12 protein-coding genes are annotated in these 16,732 nt (G+C 51.3%); 6 read left to right on the top strand and 6 right to left on the bottom strand.

Annotated elements, in window-relative coordinates; translation table 11 throughout:
• The first annotated feature begins 222 nt into the window (after window positions 1-222).
• Window positions 223-1,164, top strand: a complete 942-nt coding sequence (locus tag IG609_RS08245; RefSeq protein ID WP_193397681.1) for a LysR family transcriptional regulator — start codon at window positions 223-225, stop codon at window positions 1,162-1,164.
• Here IG609_RS08245 and IG609_RS08240 read toward each other — a convergent pair.
• The 6 genes from IG609_RS08240 to lrp form a co-directional block, all read right to left on the bottom strand.
• Window positions 1,150-2,304 carry an MFS transporter gene (locus IG609_RS08240; protein ID WP_193397687.1) on the bottom strand — a complete coding sequence of 385 codons (1,155 nt, stop codon included), beginning with the start codon at window positions 2,302-2,304 and terminating at the stop codon, window positions 1,150-1,152. The genes IG609_RS08245 and IG609_RS08240 overlap by 15 nt on opposite strands.
• A gap of 314 nt (window positions 2,305-2,618) precedes the next feature.
• The gene (serS, locus tag IG609_RS08235) at window positions 2,619-3,914 is read right to left on the bottom strand and encodes a serine--tRNA ligase (protein ID WP_102116254.1); all 1,296 of its coding nucleotides are present in this window, start codon (window positions 3,912-3,914) and stop codon (window positions 2,619-2,621) included.
• 103 nt (window positions 3,915-4,017) lie between these two features.
• Window positions 4,018-5,361 (bottom strand): replication-associated recombination protein A, encoded by a 1,344-nt coding sequence (locus tag IG609_RS08230; RefSeq protein ID WP_180786596.1) that lies wholly within the window; start codon window positions 5,359-5,361, stop codon window positions 4,018-4,020.
• 7 nt (window positions 5,362-5,368) lie between these two features.
• Window positions 5,369-5,980, bottom strand: coding sequence for an outer membrane lipoprotein periplasmic chaperone LolA (gene lolA / locus IG609_RS08225; RefSeq protein ID WP_102116253.1), 612 nt, complete (start codon window positions 5,978-5,980; stop codon window positions 5,369-5,371).
• Between the two features lie 246 nt (window positions 5,981-6,226).
• Window positions 6,227-9,706, bottom strand: coding sequence for a DNA translocase FtsK 4TM domain-containing protein (locus IG609_RS08220; RefSeq protein ID WP_193400443.1), 3,480 nt, complete (start codon window positions 9,704-9,706; stop codon window positions 6,227-6,229).
• A 114-nt stretch (window positions 9,707-9,820) separates the two neighbouring features.
• Window positions 9,821-10,315 carry a leucine-responsive transcriptional regulator Lrp gene (gene lrp / locus IG609_RS08215; RefSeq protein WP_010277211.1) on the bottom strand — a complete coding sequence of 165 codons (495 nt, stop codon included), beginning with the start codon at window positions 10,313-10,315 and terminating at the stop codon, window positions 9,821-9,823.
• Window positions 10,316-10,899: 584 nt separating this feature from the next.
• On the opposite strand from lrp, the gene trxB reads away from it, so the two are divergent.
• The 5 genes from trxB (at window position 10,900) to infA (ending at window position 16,674) form a co-directional block, all read left to right on the top strand.
• Window positions 10,900-11,862 (top strand): thioredoxin-disulfide reductase, encoded by a 963-nt coding sequence (trxB, locus tag IG609_RS08210; protein WP_193397679.1) that lies wholly within the window; start codon window positions 10,900-10,902, stop codon window positions 11,860-11,862.
• A gap of 237 nt (window positions 11,863-12,099) precedes the next feature.
• Entirely contained in the window at window positions 12,100-13,866 is a 1,767-nt protein-coding gene (gene cydD / locus IG609_RS08205; RefSeq protein WP_193397678.1) for a heme ABC transporter permease/ATP-binding protein CydD, read from the top strand.
• A complete protein-coding gene (gene cydC / locus IG609_RS08200) occupies window positions 13,866-15,605 on the top strand; it encodes a heme ABC transporter ATP-binding protein/permease CydC (RefSeq protein WP_193397677.1) in 1,740 nt (579 codons plus the stop codon). Before cydD ends, cydC begins: the two co-directional genes overlap by 1 nt.
• A gap of 33 nt (window positions 15,606-15,638) precedes the next feature.
• Window positions 15,639-16,343: a leucyl/phenylalanyl-tRNA--protein transferase gene (gene aat, locus IG609_RS08195; RefSeq protein WP_193397676.1), complete on the top strand. Its 705-nt coding sequence runs from the start codon at window positions 15,639-15,641 to the stop codon at window positions 16,341-16,343.
• A 112-nt stretch (window positions 16,344-16,455) separates the two neighbouring features.
• Window positions 16,456-16,674 carry a translation initiation factor IF-1 gene (gene infA, locus IG609_RS08190; protein WP_002211347.1) on the top strand — a complete coding sequence of 73 codons (219 nt, stop codon included), beginning with the start codon at window positions 16,456-16,458 and terminating at the stop codon, window positions 16,672-16,674.
• The last annotated feature ends 58 nt before the right edge of the window (window positions 16,675-16,732 follow it).

Raw genomic sequence — 16,732 nt, 5'->3', positions numbered from 1 at the left:
TATAGAGGTTGTCTGGCGGCGTATAGAACAATGGTGCCGTTAGCAAGCTAACAACACCATTGTGCTGATGAGAGACCCTGATGTGACGCATAAAACCACACTTTTTGTGGCAACCACATCAGTGATGTGGCGTAGCAATAAGATAAATGGGTTTCATATCGATTAATACAGATATATTTTGATGTTAACATTCAGATATGTGATGTATGCGAAGGACATGCTATGCGCTTAGATAAACTGGAGATTCGCTGGTTAAAGCTTTTTTGCAAAATCGTTGAAAAACAAGGAATTACCAATGCACAGTCCGTAACAGGATTAAGCCAACCCGTCCTAAGTCACTACCTGTCTCGCCTTGAGGATACGCTCGGGCTAGTCCTGTGCGAACGAGGGCGTGGAGGGTTTGCTCTCACAACGGAAGGTGAAGTGGTCTATCAGGAAGCCAAATCGGTTATCGCCACGCTGGACGACTTTGCAAATCGATTAGCACGGATCAAGCATCAACTCATCGGTGAAGCCCGTATTGGCTGTTTGGATAATACTGTCACCCACCCTGCCAAAGTTATCTCCAAGGCGATTGGGAAATTGTACGGCCAGAGCCCTGACGTTGCGGTTGAACTAGAGATCGGTGATTACACACCGCTGATGGAACGCCTAAAGAATGGTCATATCGATATTATCTTGAGCGTCTTACCGGATGATGTTCCAACCGACATCTATTTTCAGCCCGTTTTCGTTGAAAAAAGTTATTTTTATTCCGCTTCAGAAAATGCAGCGAGGATAGAAAAAGAGTGGCGTGATGGAACACTTAACCCGAACAGGTTACTCATTGGTGGCCATGCACTGCACGAAATTAGTAAGCAACTAGGCCCAGTCGCAAAGAAAGGTTTGCAAAATACAGCCTGGAATTTAGAAAGTAGCTTGCTGCTCTTATTAGCTGGCACACATATTGGCTTTCTTCCCGATCACTATGCAGCGAAATGGGTTGAAACTGGACAACTCACAGCTATTTCACCAGAAAAACTCGGGCTCACCAGCATATTTTATCTGGTGCGAAACGCAAAACAGCGCCTTAGCCCAGTAGCCGAAGCGCTGTGGAATAACATGGTAGAAGCAGGACAAAGTTCGCTGGCCAGCCTTGATGTCGCTAGCTCAGGCGGCGGCTAATGGCGTTGGATGATGATCGGCTTTTCTGAGCAACAGCATCAGGTAGATCATGGCAATAACCGCGATCAATACAAACAGCAATCGATCGGAGTAGCTTTGCATCAATACCGCAGCGACGCTTGGTCCGCAAAGGCTGCCAAGCGTGTAGCTGAGGAGCAGCGCCTGATTCATTGCGACCAGTTCATCAGGCAGCACTTTCTCACATGCCCACGACATGGCAACGGGATACAGCGTAAACCCTGCACACCCCAGCAGGAACAGCGACGGTGCCATGGCATAGTGGCTAATGCTGAACATAGCAATACAGCCAATAATCACCACAAAGACTAATGCCCGCAGAACCAGCAACCGACCATAACGATCGGCCATGCGTCCAACAGGCCATTGCCCGATGATACCGGAGCTGATCAACAGCGCCATCCAGTATCCAACCTGCGCATCATTCATTCCTTGATGCGAGAGGTACAGCGGCATCAGGCCATACAGCGATCCTAAAATTGCGCCGGAAATAATACAGCCGTGTACGCCTAAACGGGCACTGCGGTACGTCAGCATTTTCCACATATTGATATGCTTTTCGTGCTGCTCTGGCGGCGTAGGAAGTCGAGTAAACAACAGCGGTAATACCGCCAAAATAACTAACGCGACCATCCACGGCAGCACGCCCAGCAACGCAGTTGGCAATACCCCAAGCAGAAGCTGTCCAATCACGCTACCGAGGTAGTAAGCGATCATATAAGCAGCCAGAAGTTGCCCTCTCTGCGTCGGCGTTCCGCTGCATAACAAAGCGCTTTCAACCACAACCCAGATTAATGCACAGCCGATCCCAGCAAGGAAACGCCACAACAGCCAGTTGCCGATATCCGCAGAAATACCGAGGCCAAGGATCGCAATGCCGAATAATAAAGCCGCGAAATAATAGCTGCGGTTAAACCCATAAAGCTTGATTAATTTACCGGCTAGTAGCGTTCCAACCAGATTGCCGCCGAAGTAGGATGAACCAACAAGGCCAACCTGCCAGACAGGAAGAGATTGATAACTCAACCATAGCGGTACTAGGGTATTTAATACCGCAATACAAACTGTCAGCAACAAAAGTCCGCAGAGCAATAACAGCACTGGGCGAGAATAAGCAGGCATAGCGAAGTGGGTAACCAAACAACCGGAGAAGAGTGAGCGCATCATGCCACTGCGTATATAAAAGTCAATCAGGGCAAAAGTGCTAAAAGTCCTTTTTCAAGTGATAGATTGAAAGAATTAATCAACACCAACAGGAAACCCACTACGCTTAAAAACAGAAAGCCTCTACATCGCTGATCTTAAATTATTTTTAACTTAAAATTTAAGTAACTCGGGTGGTTTAAGGTAGATAAACTCTTTTTACGATGAAAAAATATTACCGAAACTATGGCGTAAAAAAAGCGCCCTGAGGCGCTTTATTCAGATAACCGCAATTAGCCAATAAATTCCAGCCCGCCCATATACGGACGCAACACTTCTGGAACCTCAATACGGCCATCAGCCTGCTGGTAGTTTTCCAGAACGGCAACCAATGTACGACCGACTGCCAGGCCAGAACCGTTCAGCGTATGCACCAGTCGAGTCTTCTTGTCGGACTTGCTACGGCAGCGAGCTTGCATACGGCGCGCCTGGAAATCCCACATGTTTGAGCAAGAGGAGATTTCGCGGTACGTATCCTGCGCTGGCAGCCAGACTTCCAGATCGTAAGTTTTGGTGGAGCCAAAGCCCATATCACCCGTACACAGCAAGACCTTACGATACGGTAATTTCAGCAGTTGCAGCACGGTTTCAGCGTGAGTCGTCAATTCTTCCAGCGCCTGCATAGAATCTTCAGGGCGAACGATTTGTACCAGTTCAACCTTGTCAAACTGGTGCATACGAATCAACCCACGCGTATCACGACCATATGAGCCGGCTTCTGAACGGAAGCACGGCGTGTGTGCCGTCATTTTCAACGGTAAGGATTCTTCATCAAGAATCTCGTCACGCACCAAGTTGGTCAACGGAACTTCGGCCGTCGGGATCAACGCGTACTGGCTGCTATCTGCTTCTTCGCTTAACGGATTGGTGTGGAACAAATCTTCACCAAACTTAGGCAACTGACCCGTACCGTATAGCGTGGCGTGGTTGACGAGATAAGGAACATACGCTTCCTGATAGCCATGCTGCTGTGTATGCAAATCCAGCATGAACTGGGCAAGCGCACGGTGCAGACGGGCAATCTGTCCTTTCATCACGACAAAACGCGCACCGGTTAATTTCACCGCAGCGGCAAAATCCAGCCCGGCAGCCATCTCTCCGAGTTCAACATGATCGCGTACGGGGAAATCGTACTTACGTGGCTCACCCCAGCGAGTCACTTCCTGGTTCTGCGTGTCGTCCTTTCCGAGCGGCACAGAGTCGTCCGGCAGGTTCGGGATCGTTAACGCCAGATCGCGAATTTCATTCTGCAACTGATCCAGCTCGGCTTTCGCGGCATCCAGTTTTTCGCCTAATGTGTTAACTTCACGACGCAAAGGCTCGATATCTTCACCGCGTGCTTTCGCTGCACCAATCTCTTTCGATCGGGAGTTACGCTCTGCCTGCAGGTTTTCAGTTTCTACCTGCAATACTTTACGACGTTCTTCCTGCTTACGCAGGGTCTCAACATCCAGCTTAAAGCCTCTGCGAGCCAGTAACTTTTCGGCGACTGCGTCTAGCTCATTGCGCAGTAAATTGGGATCGAGCATGCTAATCCTGTGCTTATGATTATCAAATGAAATGGTGGCGTACACGGCGCGCTACGCGGCCGGTTTCAGAAAATACCGCAATAACCTTACCGCAACGCTTAGTTCAACGGTAGCGTTTTGTCGGGCTATTTTGATCCTGAGTGGCAAGCCAGGCGAGCTTTTCACCAATTTTGCCCTCAAGGCCGCGTGGGGTTGGCGCGTAATAGTGCGTATCGGCCATTTCCGGCGGAAAATAGCTCTCGCCAGCGGCATAGGCATTAGGTTCATTGTGTGCGTACCGATACTCTGCGCCGAGCCCCATTTCTTTCATCAACCGAGTAGGCGCATTGCGCAAATGCTCGGGAACATCATAGTCTGGCTTCTCGCGCGCATCCTGCATCGCGGCTTTAAATGCGCTATACACGGCGTTACTTTTAGGAGCGCAGGCCAGATAAACAATCGCCTGAGCAATGGCGCGCTCCCCTTCTGCGGGGCCGATACGAGTGAAGCAATCCCAGGCGGAGATAGCCACCTGCATCGCACGCGGGTCGGCGTTGCCAACATCCTCCGATGCAATTGCCAACAGCCGTCGGGCAACATACAGCGGGTCGCCACCGGCGGTAATGATTCTGGCGTACCAATAAAGCGCCGCGTCCGGCGAGGAGCCTCTTACCGATTTATGCAACGCCGAAATCAGGTCGTAATAGCGGTCGCCTTTGTTATCAAAGCGAGCACTACGCTCACCAGCGATTTCGTTGAGAAGTGCAGGCGTCAGAACACGCATGCCCTGCGCGCCGATTTCCGCCATGTCGGCCATCATTTCCAGACTATTCAGCGCACGTCTGGCATCGCCGTTGACCAATTCAGCCAGCATTCGCGCAGTTTCGGCAGGCAGAACAATATTCTGTCCGCCGTACCCACGCTCGCTATCGCTCATTGCCTGCTGCAAGACCTGCTCGATATCTTCCGCCGTCAGCGCTTTTAGCAAATAGACGCGGGCGCGAGATAACAACGCGGAATTGAGTTCGAAAGAGGGGTTTTCGGTTGTCGCACCAATGAAGGTGATCGTTCCATCTTCGATATGTGGCAGAAATGCATCCTGCTGACTTTTGTTGAAACGATGGACTTCATCGACAAACAAAATAGTGCGACGCCCCGCATTGCGATTTTGTCGAGCACGCTCAATCGCTTCACGAATTTCTTTGATGCCGGACGTCACGGCAGAAATACGTTCAACATCCGCCTGCCCGTAATGCCCAATCAGTTCTGCCAGCGTGGTTTTTCCCGTTCCTGGCGGCCCCCAGAGAATCATTGAGTGCAACTGCCCTGCCTCAATAGCTCGTGGCAGAGGCTTACCAGCTCCTAACAGGTGCTGTTGACCGATATACTGTGCCAACGTCGCTGGCCGCATACGCGCGGCCAGCGGTTGGAATTCATTATGGGAAAAATCAAGGGACAGATTGCTCACTCTGGCCTCACTGACGCTGGTCATCCAGCGTGACGCCTTTCGGCGGTGTGAACGTGAATTGTGCGGCATCAACAGCGCCGTTTTGCTGATTTTTCAGCACATAAGTGCTCCGCTGACCGTCTTGTTCCGTCGCGGTAAACTGTTTGATTGTGCCGCTTGTCGTCACATTAATCGCAAACTGCTTCAGATTACCGCTCGCTGACTTCGGCGTAAGTTCAAAATCATCACCTTTCTGGCGCACATCGTATTTATTCCAGTCGCTGGTGTCGTTACGCGTGATCAGAATAAACGGCGTATTGCCTGTTGCATCTTTAAGCCAGGTTGCCGTGACTTGTTCAACAAACGGATTGTAGAACCAAAGCGTTTTGCCATCAGAAATCAACGCACTTTCGTCAGGTGATGTGGTTTTCCAGTTAAATAGGTTAGGACGTTTCAACCACAGTTCGCCTTCCCCTTCCTGTACCGCTGCGCCGTCAGCGCTGGTGACTTTCTGGCTGAAATTGGCGTGGAAACTGCTGACTTTATTGAGGCGACCCTGCAAATCTTTTGCCGCATCCGCATAGACAGCGGTTGAGGTAACACCTGCAATCAGGCAACTGATAGCTAACCACTTTTTCATACGCATAATCCTTTGAATTTCTTGATATAACGAACCTTCATCTATCGAGGTCAGACGCTTTACATAGCGCCTATGTTCTTTACAGATCGGTGTTATTCGTCGAGCTACATTATCTATAGATCTATGTTATCTGAACCCAGTCGAACGGTGATAGGTGAATTATCTGCTTATTGCTGCTTTTACGCTTCTTTGCATAAGGGCTGCTTAAGCAGCCCTTAGTAGATGACGTCAATCAATACTGCATTTTCATTCCATCGATGGCGGTGCCAATACCTCACGGTTACCATTGTGTCCTGGAGCGCTGACAATACCCTGCGCCTCCATTTGTTCAACAATTCGCGCAGCGCGGTTATAGCCGATTCTGAACTGACGCTGTACGCCAGAGATTGATGCCCGACGCTTATCGACCACAAACTCTACAGCCTGATCGAACAGCGGATCGAGTTCTTCATCACCATCAAGACCAAGGTTTCCTCCTTCAGCATCGTCGCCACCGCTAACAATATTATCGATATATTGAGGGCGACCACGCGCCTTCCAGTCCTGAACGACGGCATGAACTTCTTCATCACGCACAAAAGCGCCATGAACACGGACAGGTATCGAGGAGTTAGGCGCCATATACAACATATCCCCCATCCCCAATAGCGACTCAGCGCCACTTTGATCGAGGATAGTCCGTGAGTCGATTTTACTGGAAACGGTAAACGCGATACGCGTCGGGATGTTTGCTTTGATCAATCCGGTGATGACATCAACTGAAGGACGCTGCGTCGCCAGCACCAAGTGGATCCCCGCAGCACGCGCTTTTTGTGCCAGTCGGGCAATCAATTCTTCAACTTTCTTACCCACCGCCATCATTAAGTCAGCAAATTCATCGACCATCACAACAATATACGGCAGTTTTTCCAGCACCGGCGGCGTCATATCCATACTGTCACTCGGTTTCCAGAACGGATCGGGGATCGGACGGCCCATTGCATTTGCCGTCATCACCCGTTCGTTGTATCCCGCCAGATTTCGTACACCAAGCGCTGACATGAGCTTGTAACGGCGTTCCATTTCACCGACACACCAGCGTAATGCATTGGCCGCATCCTTCATGTCGGTCACGACTTCCGTCAGCAAATGCGGAATACCTTCGTACACCGAGAGTTCCAGCATTTTCGGGTCAATCATGATAAAGCGTACGTCTTCTGGCGTGGCTTTATACAACATACTGATGATCATGGCGTTAACGCCGACCGACTTACCCGACCCTGTCGTACCCGCAACCAGCAGGTGTGGCATTTTCGCTAAATCGGCAACGACAGGTTCACCCGCAATATCTTTACCCAACACAATCGACAGCGGCGATGGATTATCTCGGAACTGATCGCAGTCCAACACTTCTCGCAGATAAACCGTCTGGCGATGTGCATTCGGCAACTCCAGCCCGACGTACGGTCGGCCGGGGATAACCTCAACAATACGCACCGCGACAACCGACAGCGAACGTGCCAAATCGCGCGACAAATTCGAGATACGAGCCGCTTTGACGCCCGGAGCCAAATCCAATTCAAACCGTGTGATCACCGGCCCGGGAGAGTGATCGACCACATCAGCTTTTACCCGGAAATCAGCCAGCCGCGCTTCAATCAGTCGCGCCGTCTGTTCCAGTGCAAAATTATCAACAGGCGCTTCGCTAGCCGGCGGTGGCGTCAACAAATCCAAGATTGGCAGCGGCGTAGTCGGCTTCTGCAGCGGTTGTTCATTACGCATCAGGAACGGATGAATCAAGCCATCCATTGCAGGATGATGCGTTGGTGTTGCCACATTTTCCTGTTTCGCGGCCTCAACAGGCGCTGACGCTGGCTGCATTGGCTGACTAAACGCCAACGGGTTGCGATCATCGTCGTCGTCCTCATCTTCACCAGCATGCATCGGCGGAAGCTCGGGTTCAGAACGGTAAGACGGCGGTGAATACGTGGACTCGCTGAACGTAGTCGGTTCAGGCTCGCGCTCATTCTCCGCGCTAAACGGCGAGAATGAAAAAGCGCTGTACGATGTAACAGGGTTTGGCTGAACAGGCTCGCTGACCGCCGCCGCCGGTGCTATCGGAGCAGGAATTTCCTCATCGCGCTGCAACACACTGTCGTCATAACGTGACTGCTGCTGTGCTGCGAAATCTCTGGCTAGCTGCGCTTGCAGAAGCGCGTCTTCATCGTCTTCCTGTAACGGGTATTCATCACCGTAACGCTGACGTTGCTGATCCAGATACGCTTGCTGCAATGCCGCTTCCTGCTGGGCGAGGTCATCCGGAGTCTCTTCCTGATACACGTCGTTCGCCAATTCCGTTTCTGCACTACCATTCTGCGCCTGCAGCCTTGCTTGTTCTTCAGCCAGCCGCTGCGACGGTAGTTTGATTCCATATGACGCCAGCTCGCGGCGAGTAGGAATACGTACTGGATTAGGACGCGGCAGTTCAGGCCCTACGCCGCGTTTAATCTGCGGATTATCATCGCCATCGGCACTGAACGCAGGCATAAACGTGCTGTTCGTATTGAAATCCGTATCGCGTGCCGGTTGTAGCGGCTCAGCAAAAGGTTGAATCACAGGTGCCGAGACAATCGGTGGTACAGCACTCTCTCCATAACTATTGCCATAAGATGCATACGCACTGCTATGGAGCTCAGGTGAGGTTGCAATCTCTGGCATTTCAGGGATTTCAAACGAATACAGCGGTGGATTTGGCAACGGCGTCGAATCACTCGGGGATGGAGTAACTGGCGGCACAATGCCAGACGATGAACCAGAGAATACTGATTCTGGTAATGCTGAATCAGACGCTGCCACATCAGACAATGTGGACCCTGCCACCGGCGTTTCAGCGGCGAGAGCCGGTTGTGTCACCGTCGGCGCGCTATCGGTTAACGGTGATGAGGCTTCTATATTATTGTCTGCTATCGTGTCGTTTGCCGCATCAGCCACGGAAGGCGCAGAAAATAGAACGTCATCGTCATCACGCTGTTGTGTTACGGCCTCACCCGACGCCTCATCGTGACGCAGATTAAGCGCATCGCGCTCATCCTCTTCACGATCGTGTTCTTCGCGGTAGTCCTCGTCGCGGCGTGAACGGTTTGACATAAACGTCAAACAACCCAAGACACCCGCGCCAATTTTTTCAGCGATCGTTAACCATGACCAGCCGGTAAACAGCGTTAACCCGGCCCCCCACACGCACAGCAGAATCAGCGTTGCGCCCATGCTGTTAAAACGTGGGATCATTGAGCTGCTCAACAGGCTTCCCAACACACCACCGGAAGCAAAATAGTAGAGATCGTCAATATTCAACGCAGCCAAACCACAAGAGGTCAGGATCAGCGCCAATGTCCCAATCAGGCGAAGTGAAAAGGTAAAGTAGTCAATAGTCTGGTTGTTATCACGCTGGCGGAAGGCGACCCAGCACAGAGATAACATAATCGGCGGAATAGCGTAGGCCAGCACACCAAAAATGAAGAACAGCGTATCCGCCAGCCATGCACCTGCTACACCACCAAGGTTGTGAATCGGTTCATGCCATGCAGTCTGTGACCAACTGGGGTCGGAGGGGCTGAAACTGAGTAGTGCGACACTAAGATAAACCGCAAAAAGTGCCACAACGATTAAAATCGCTTCAAGCAAACGACGTGTTCCACTGAGCTTTTTCAGGGTAACGTCTTTATCTTCTGTATATTCCTGGCTCAAGAGTCTCTCCAGGGGCCTGTAAGGTTTATGACAAAGCGCCGAGAAAACCCGGCGCTGGGACTGTATAAATTCACAGGAGTGTAGCTGAATTTATCGGGTTTTGCACCCACACGTTTATCGCGTCTTAATGACCAGACGGTTGCTTTGCTTCACTTCTTCCATCACCACATAGGTACGAGTGTCATTTACGCCCGGCAAACGCAGCAGCGTTTCACCCAGGAGCTTACGATAAGCGGACATGTCTGGCACACGCGTTTTCAACAGGTAGTCAAAATCACCGGAAACCAGATGACATTCCTGAATTTCTTCCAGTTTTTGCACCGCAGCATTGAACTGTTCAAATACATCAGGCGCGCCGCGGTTTAGCGTTATTTCAACAAAAACCAGCAGTGACGCATCCAGATAATGCGGGTTTAGCAGCGCTGTGTAGCCGTTAATGAAGCCCTGTCTTTCCAGACGACGTACACGTTCCAGACAAGGCGTTGGCGACAACCCAACACGTTTGGAAAGCTCGACATTGGAAATACGCCCATCTTTTTGCAATTCATTCAGGATGTTACGATCAATACGATCGAGATCTTTTCCTGGCCGTTTCTTAGTGTCTACCATTTATTATTGTCTCTCTTCACTTTTCCCTGCACCCGCTTTACCCCGATAGACCTCATGTATCAGAGCTACCCTTAAAGAAGACACGCTGCCTATTTTGTATATCAACAGTCATTAACTTCTCGTTATCGCCCCACGTATTGCTTACCCGCGAAGAAGACCATCACGTCATATCCGTGGCCCAAAGGTCTACCTGCGCAAAAACGAATAAAAAGCCGAGCTTTTAACTGTTCACATACAAAAAATTTCCTCTTACCCAGATGTTTTCGCAAATGCACAGCCGATTGTCAAAGCAAAACAACGAAAATCAGAAGAAACTGCCAGATTGGATAAGCCAGAGTCCTTCGTCAAGGTGACTTCAATCATTTTACTTATGAATGTGGCTGATTTTTCAGCGATTTGTCGTCGCCATCGCCATTAACGATTAAACAAATAGCCAGCAACTTTTCTGCATACTTTTTTTACTCTTGTAATTTCCTTACAATCATTCGCATTGTCCGTGGTAGAGACTGTTTGTAATAAGGAGACGTGTTTGTCGTAGAGACCGTCCATATAAACATTATCCGCCGTCATGAAATGAGGAAAGCATGGGTACCGTTAAACATCACAAGTTATTGATTCTGGGTTCAGGCCCGGCTGGCTACACTGCCGCAGTGTATGCTGCACGGGCGAATCTACAGCCAGTATTAATCACTGGCATGGAAAAAGGCGGTCAGTTGACGACCACGACCGAAGTAGAAAATTGGCCGGGTGATGCCGATGATTTAACTGGCCCGCTGTTAATGGAGCGTATGCATGCACACGCGACCAAATTCAATACTGAAGTGATCTTCGATCATATTGAACGTGTTGATTTACAGAACCGTCCCTTCCGTTTATTCGGTGATAGCGCCGAATACACCTGTGACGCGCTGATCATTGCCACGGGGGCATCGGCTCGTTATCTCGGTCTGCCGTCAGAAGAGGCCTTTAAAGGCAAAGGAGTTTCTGCCTGCGCAACCTGTGACGGGTTCTTCTACCGTAATCAGAAAGTCGCTGTAGTTGGCGGCGGGAATACCGCAGTAGAAGAAGCTTTGTATTTGTCTAACATCGCTGCGGAAGTGCATTTGATCCACCGTCGCGAGACGTTCCGTTCAGAGAAAATTCTGATCGACCGCCTGATGGACAAAGTCAAAAACGGCAACATCATCCTGCATACCAACCGTACGCTGGACGAAGTGCTGGGCGATGACATGGGTGTAACCGGTGTCCGTATCCGCGATACGCAAAGCGACGCAGCGGAAGAACTGGAGCTGGCTGGCGTGTTTATCGCTATCGGCCACAGCCCAAATACGGCCGTGTTCGGCGATCAACTGGAACTGGAAAACGGTTATATCAAAGTGCAGTCCGGTATTCACGGCAACGCGACACAGACCAGTATTCCTGGCGTCTTTGCCGCAGGCGACGTCATGGATCACATCTACCGTCAGGCCATTACCTCCGCAGGTACTGGCTGTATGGCGGCACTAGATGCTGAACGTTACCTTGACGGGCTGACAGTCAACAAGTAATACGCTGCTGATAACGGAGCGGCAATGGCCGTTCCGTTTTCTTCACTTTTGGTTTACTTTCCGCAACACAAAATTGATCGTCTCACCCATTTCCCCTCTCCTTTTCGTTTGCAGCGCGCCCCTGTCGCGGTAACATGACGTCATTCTGCGTGATAGAAGATAATTTTGTTAACTAACGGTTGCATGAGAGTTATTTTCTGTTAAGTCCATTTCTGCAATATAACGAACTGGTGCCTGATGAAAAAAACCAGACAGCAAGAACTGACCGCCTGGCTGAAACAGCAGAGTAAGCTGGCGCAACGTTGGCTCCGGATTTCACTCCTGCTTGGATTCCTGAGCGGTGCATTAATCGTGGCGCAAGCCTGGCTGTTAGCGGCACTGCTTCATGCCTTGATTATCGAGCATGCTACTCGCGAATCCCTGCTTTCCCCCTTCCTTCTGCTGATCGCCACATTTATTCTGCGCGCACTCAACAGCGTGTTACGCGAGCGTGTGGGTTTTCTTTGCGGACAGGCCGTTCGACAGCAAATTCGTAAGCTAGTACTGGACCGATTACAACAGCTTGGTCCTGCTTGGGTACAGGGCAAACCGGCTGGCAGTTGGGCAACGATGATTCTTGAGCAGGTTGATGATATGCAGGATTACTACGCCCGCTACCTGCCGCAGATGTATCTTGCCGCGCTGATTCCTCTGCTTATCTTAATCACGATCTTTCCGCTCAACTGGGCCGCAGGTCTGATTCTGTTTCTAACCGCTCCTCTCATCCCGCTTTTTATGGCGCTGGTTGGCATGGGCGCGGCAGATGCCAACCGACGTAATTTTCTGGCGCTGGCACGCCTGAGCGGACACTTCCTCGATCGCCTGCGCGGGATGGAGACTCTGCGTCTGTTCCATCGTGGCAAGGCTGAAATTGAAGAAATCCGTCATGCCTCCGAGGATTTTCGTAGCCGCACGATGGAAGTGCTGCGCATGGCGTTTCTCTCATCAGGCGTGCTAGAGTTTTTCGCCTCCATTTCAATCGCCGTTGTCGCCGTATATTTCGGTTTCTCTTATCTCGGGGAACTGGATTTTGGTCATTACGGCATGGGGGTGACGCTCTTCGCTGGCTTTCTCGTATTGATTCTGGCTCCAGAATTCTTTCAGCCTTTACGCGATTTGGGCACCTTCTATCATGCCAAAGCTCAGGCTATCGGGGCAGCAGAATCGTTGGTGACTTTTTTGTCAGAGGAAGGCGAAACGGTCGGCTTTGGCACACACGAGTTCAGCAGCGATAACGCCATTGCTATCCGGGCGGAAGATCTGGTTGTCCTCGCGCCGAATGGTACACCGCTGACCCAACCGTTGACGTTCGATATTCGTGCAGGTGAACGTATCGCGCTGGTCGGCCTCAGCGGAGCAGGAAAAAGCTCGCTGCTGAATGTGCTGCTGGGATTTCTGCCCTATCGCGGTTCACTCACCGTCAACGGTCAGGCATTGAACACGTTGACGCCTGAATCATGGCGCAAGCAGTTAAGCTGGGTCGGACAAAATCCCCACCTACCGGAACAGACGCTACGCAGCAATATTCTGCTGGGTAATCCGCAGGCCAGCCCTTTTGAATTGCAACAGGCGATTGAGCGTGCGCATGTACAGGAATTTTTACCGCACCTCCCGCTGGGTCTGGAAACGACAACCGGTGACGGTGCGGCACGCCTCTCCGTCGGACAGGCACAGCGCGTCGCCGTTGCCCGTGCGCTCATTCATCCTTGCAACTTACTGCTGCTGGATGAACCGTCAGCCAGTCTGGATGTCCATAGCGAGGCGCTCGTTATGACGGCGCTGAACGACGCTGCACGTTCACAGACCACGCTGCTGATCACGCATCAGCTCACCGAGATCGTCGAATATGACACGATCTGGGTCATGGAAGGCGGTCGGTTAGTTCAACAGGGTGATTATCAAACACTCCGAGCCGAAGCGGGTCCCTTCGCGACGCTACTGGCACAACGACAGGAGGCGCTGTAATGGCTCAGATGAAAACGATGCAGGTATTAAAACCATTTCTGGCACTTTATCGTCAGCACTTCTGGTATTTGAGTCTGGGCGTGATATTGGCCATTGCTACGTTGCTGGCCAGTATTGGTCTACTCGCCCTATCCGGCTGGTTTCTGGCGGGTGCCGCACTGGCGGGGATCGTCGGGCTGCTCACGTTTAACTATATGCTGCCCGCCGCTGGCGTGCGCGGCGCGGCTATCGCCCGTACTGCTGGGCGCTACGCGGAAAGAGTCGTCAGCCACGATGCCACCTTCCGCGTTTTGCTACGCTTACGTGTTTTCACCTTTTCTCGCATTCTGCCGCTCTCTCCGGGTGGGCTGGCACAATTTCGTCAGGCTGAACTGCTAAACCGGCTGGTGGCAGACGTGGATACGCTCGACCACCTCTATCTCCGCGTGATTTCACCCATCGTCAGCGCATTCGCCGTCATTCTTATCGTTTGCTACGGCCTGAGCTTCCTTGATGCCTCACTGGCTCTGACGCTCGGCGCCATTATGCTGGTACTGCTGCTGTGCCTGCCGATTGTCTTTTATCGGGCGGGGAACGGTATCGGGCAGGATTTGACCGCGCTGCGTGCACAATATCGCCTTCAGCTAACGACCTGGCTACAAGGTCAAGCGGAACTCACCGTCTTCGGCGCACTCAGTCGCGTCCGTCAACAGTTGGCTCTGGTGGAAATTAACTGGCTGCGCCGACAACATCAGCAGGCCAACCTTACCGGCCTGTCTCAGGCGGTGATGATTTTATGTAGCGGACTGACCGTTACCCTGATTCTATGGCTGGCAGCGGATGGGGTTGGTGATAACCCACAGCCCGGTGCGTTGATTGCGCTATTCGTGTTCGCCTCACTTGCGGCTTTCGAAGCGCTGGCCCCTGTCACGGTGGCCTTCCAGCATATGGGACAAGTGATTGCCTCCGCGGCTCGGGTCGATCAGATCATTCGCCAGCCCGTTGACACTACGTTCCCAGAACATGGGCCAGAAACTTCGTGTAAAGCGTCGCTAGACATCTCACATGTCGGTTTCACATACCCCAGTCAACCCCAGCCTGTGTTGCAAAATATTACGCTTTCCATTCGACCGGGCGAGCATCTGGCGCTGCTAGGACGTACCGGATGCGGGAAATCGACGCTATTGCACTTGCTGACTCGGGCATGGAATTGTGAATACGGAGACATTACGCTGAATGGACATCCTATTGCCGATTGGCGAGAAGACGATCTCCGCGCCATGATGAGCGTGGTGCCGCAGCGCGTACATATTTTCAGCGCAACGCTGCGTGATAACCTGCTGTTAGCAGCACCGACCACACGAGATGAAAAACTGACCGAGGTATTACAGCAGGTTGGGTTAGAAAAACTGCTAGAAAACGAAGGGCTGAATGCCTGGCTGGGAGAAGGCGGTCGACAGTTGTCAGGTGGGGAACAGCGTCGTATCGCGTTGGCACGTGCCTTATTGCACGATGCACCGCTCGTTCTATTGGATGAACCGACTGAAGGGTTGGATGCTGAAACCGAAAAGCGTATTCTGCAACTGCTCCGCCAGCACTGTGCCAATAAGACGCTGATCGTCATCACTCACCGGCTATACGGTTTAGAATCGATGGATCGCATCTGTATTCTGGACGATGGCAAAGTGATCGAACAGGGCAGTCATCAGGCTTTAATGGCACAAAAAGGTCGTTATTGGCAATTCTGCCAGCACGTTTAAGGCAATTTCCGTGAAACACAACGTTTGAAAAACATGCGCCTATACCAGCTTTCATCTCAATCGCTTCAGTTTCCTGATCCGAACCATGCGCTAGATGACCCCAACGGCCTGCTGGCCGTTGGCGGTGACCTCTCCGTGGCCCGATTAAACGCAGCTTACCGACAGGGCATTTTCCCTTGGTTTTCTCCCGGTGAGCCTATTTTATGGTGGTCACCAAACCCACGCGCGGTTCTGTTTCCCGGTGAATTCCATCTCAGCCGCAGCATGAAAAAATTTCTGAAGCGTCATACTTTTCATGTGACGCTGAATCAGGCATTCGATGATGTTATTCACGCCTGCGCGCATGAGCACCATGACGGTACCTGGATTACGCCAGACATAATTTCAGCTTATCGCCAGCTTCATCAGGTTGGGAAAGCACATTCCGTCGAAGTGTGGCACAATAGCGCACTGGTTGGTGGGTTATATGGTATTGAACAAGGCCGATTATTTTGCGGTGAATCAATGTTCAGCCGCATGGATAACGCCTCAAAATATGCGTTGTTGGCGTTTCAACAACATTTTATTCGTCATCGTGGTCATCTGATCGACTGTCAGGTGCTAAACTCCCATACCGCTTCTCTCGGCGTGAGTGAAATACCCCGCGATCGCTTTCTGCAACAGCTTTTTCAGTGGCAAGATATTGCCGTCGACAACGGCTGTTGGCGACCACAACAGCTCCCAGAACCCGCATTCTGATAGAGTAATCGGGGAAATAACGCCCCAAACGTGAACGCTTCTTTACATAATGTCGGTTTTTCGGCATTATCTTGCGGTTAAAAAATAAAGGTAGTTAGACCTAGAGGATTCGATGGCCAAAGAAGACAATATTGAAATGCAAGGCACCGTGCTTGATACGCTGCCCAACACCATGTTCCGCGTTGAATTGGAAAACGGGCACGTGGTTACCGCTCATATCTCCGGTAAAATGCGTAAAAACTATATCCGCATCCTGACGGGTGACAAAGTCACTGTAGAGTTAACCCCGTACGACCTGAGTAAAGGCCGCATTGTCTTCCGCAGCCGCTAACCGGTTCGCTCATCGCTGATCACAGCGATATATGAGGATGTGACTCCCTCCCTAGCCC

The organism is Pectobacterium quasiaquaticum, from assembly GCF_014946775.2.
Taxonomy (GTDB): Bacteria; Pseudomonadota; Gammaproteobacteria; order Enterobacterales; family Enterobacteriaceae; genus Pectobacterium; species Pectobacterium aquaticum.
This window is presented reverse-complemented; position numbering and strand designations above follow the sequence as displayed.

Coding starts and splice junctions, on each gene's coding strand:
- IG609_RS08245 (WP_193397681.1), top strand. CDS start 223: ATGCGCTTAGATAAACTGGAGATTCGCTGGTTAAAGCTTTTTTGCAAA.
- IG609_RS08240 (WP_193397687.1), bottom strand. CDS start 2,304: ATGCCTGCTTATTCTCGCCCAGTGCTGTTATTGCTCTGCGGACTTTTG.
- serS (WP_102116254.1), bottom strand. CDS start 3,914: ATGCTCGATCCCAATTTACTGCGCAATGAGCTAGACGCAGTCGCCGAA.
- lolA (WP_102116253.1), bottom strand. CDS start 5,980: ATGAAAAAGTGGTTAGCTATCAGTTGCCTGATTGCAGGTGTTACCTCA.
- lrp (WP_010277211.1), bottom strand. CDS start 10,315: ATGGTAGACACTAAGAAACGGCCAGGAAAAGATCTCGATCGTATTGAT.
- trxB (WP_193397679.1), top strand. CDS start 10,900: ATGGGTACCGTTAAACATCACAAGTTATTGATTCTGGGTTCAGGCCCG.
- cydD (WP_193397678.1), top strand. CDS start 12,100: ATGAAAAAAACCAGACAGCAAGAACTGACCGCCTGGCTGAAACAGCAG.
- cydC (WP_193397677.1), top strand. CDS start 13,866: ATGGCTCAGATGAAAACGATGCAGGTATTAAAACCATTTCTGGCACTT.
- aat (WP_193397676.1), top strand. CDS start 15,639: ATGCGCCTATACCAGCTTTCATCTCAATCGCTTCAGTTTCCTGATCCG.
- infA (WP_002211347.1), top strand. CDS start 16,456: ATGGCCAAAGAAGACAATATTGAAATGCAAGGCACCGTGCTTGATACG.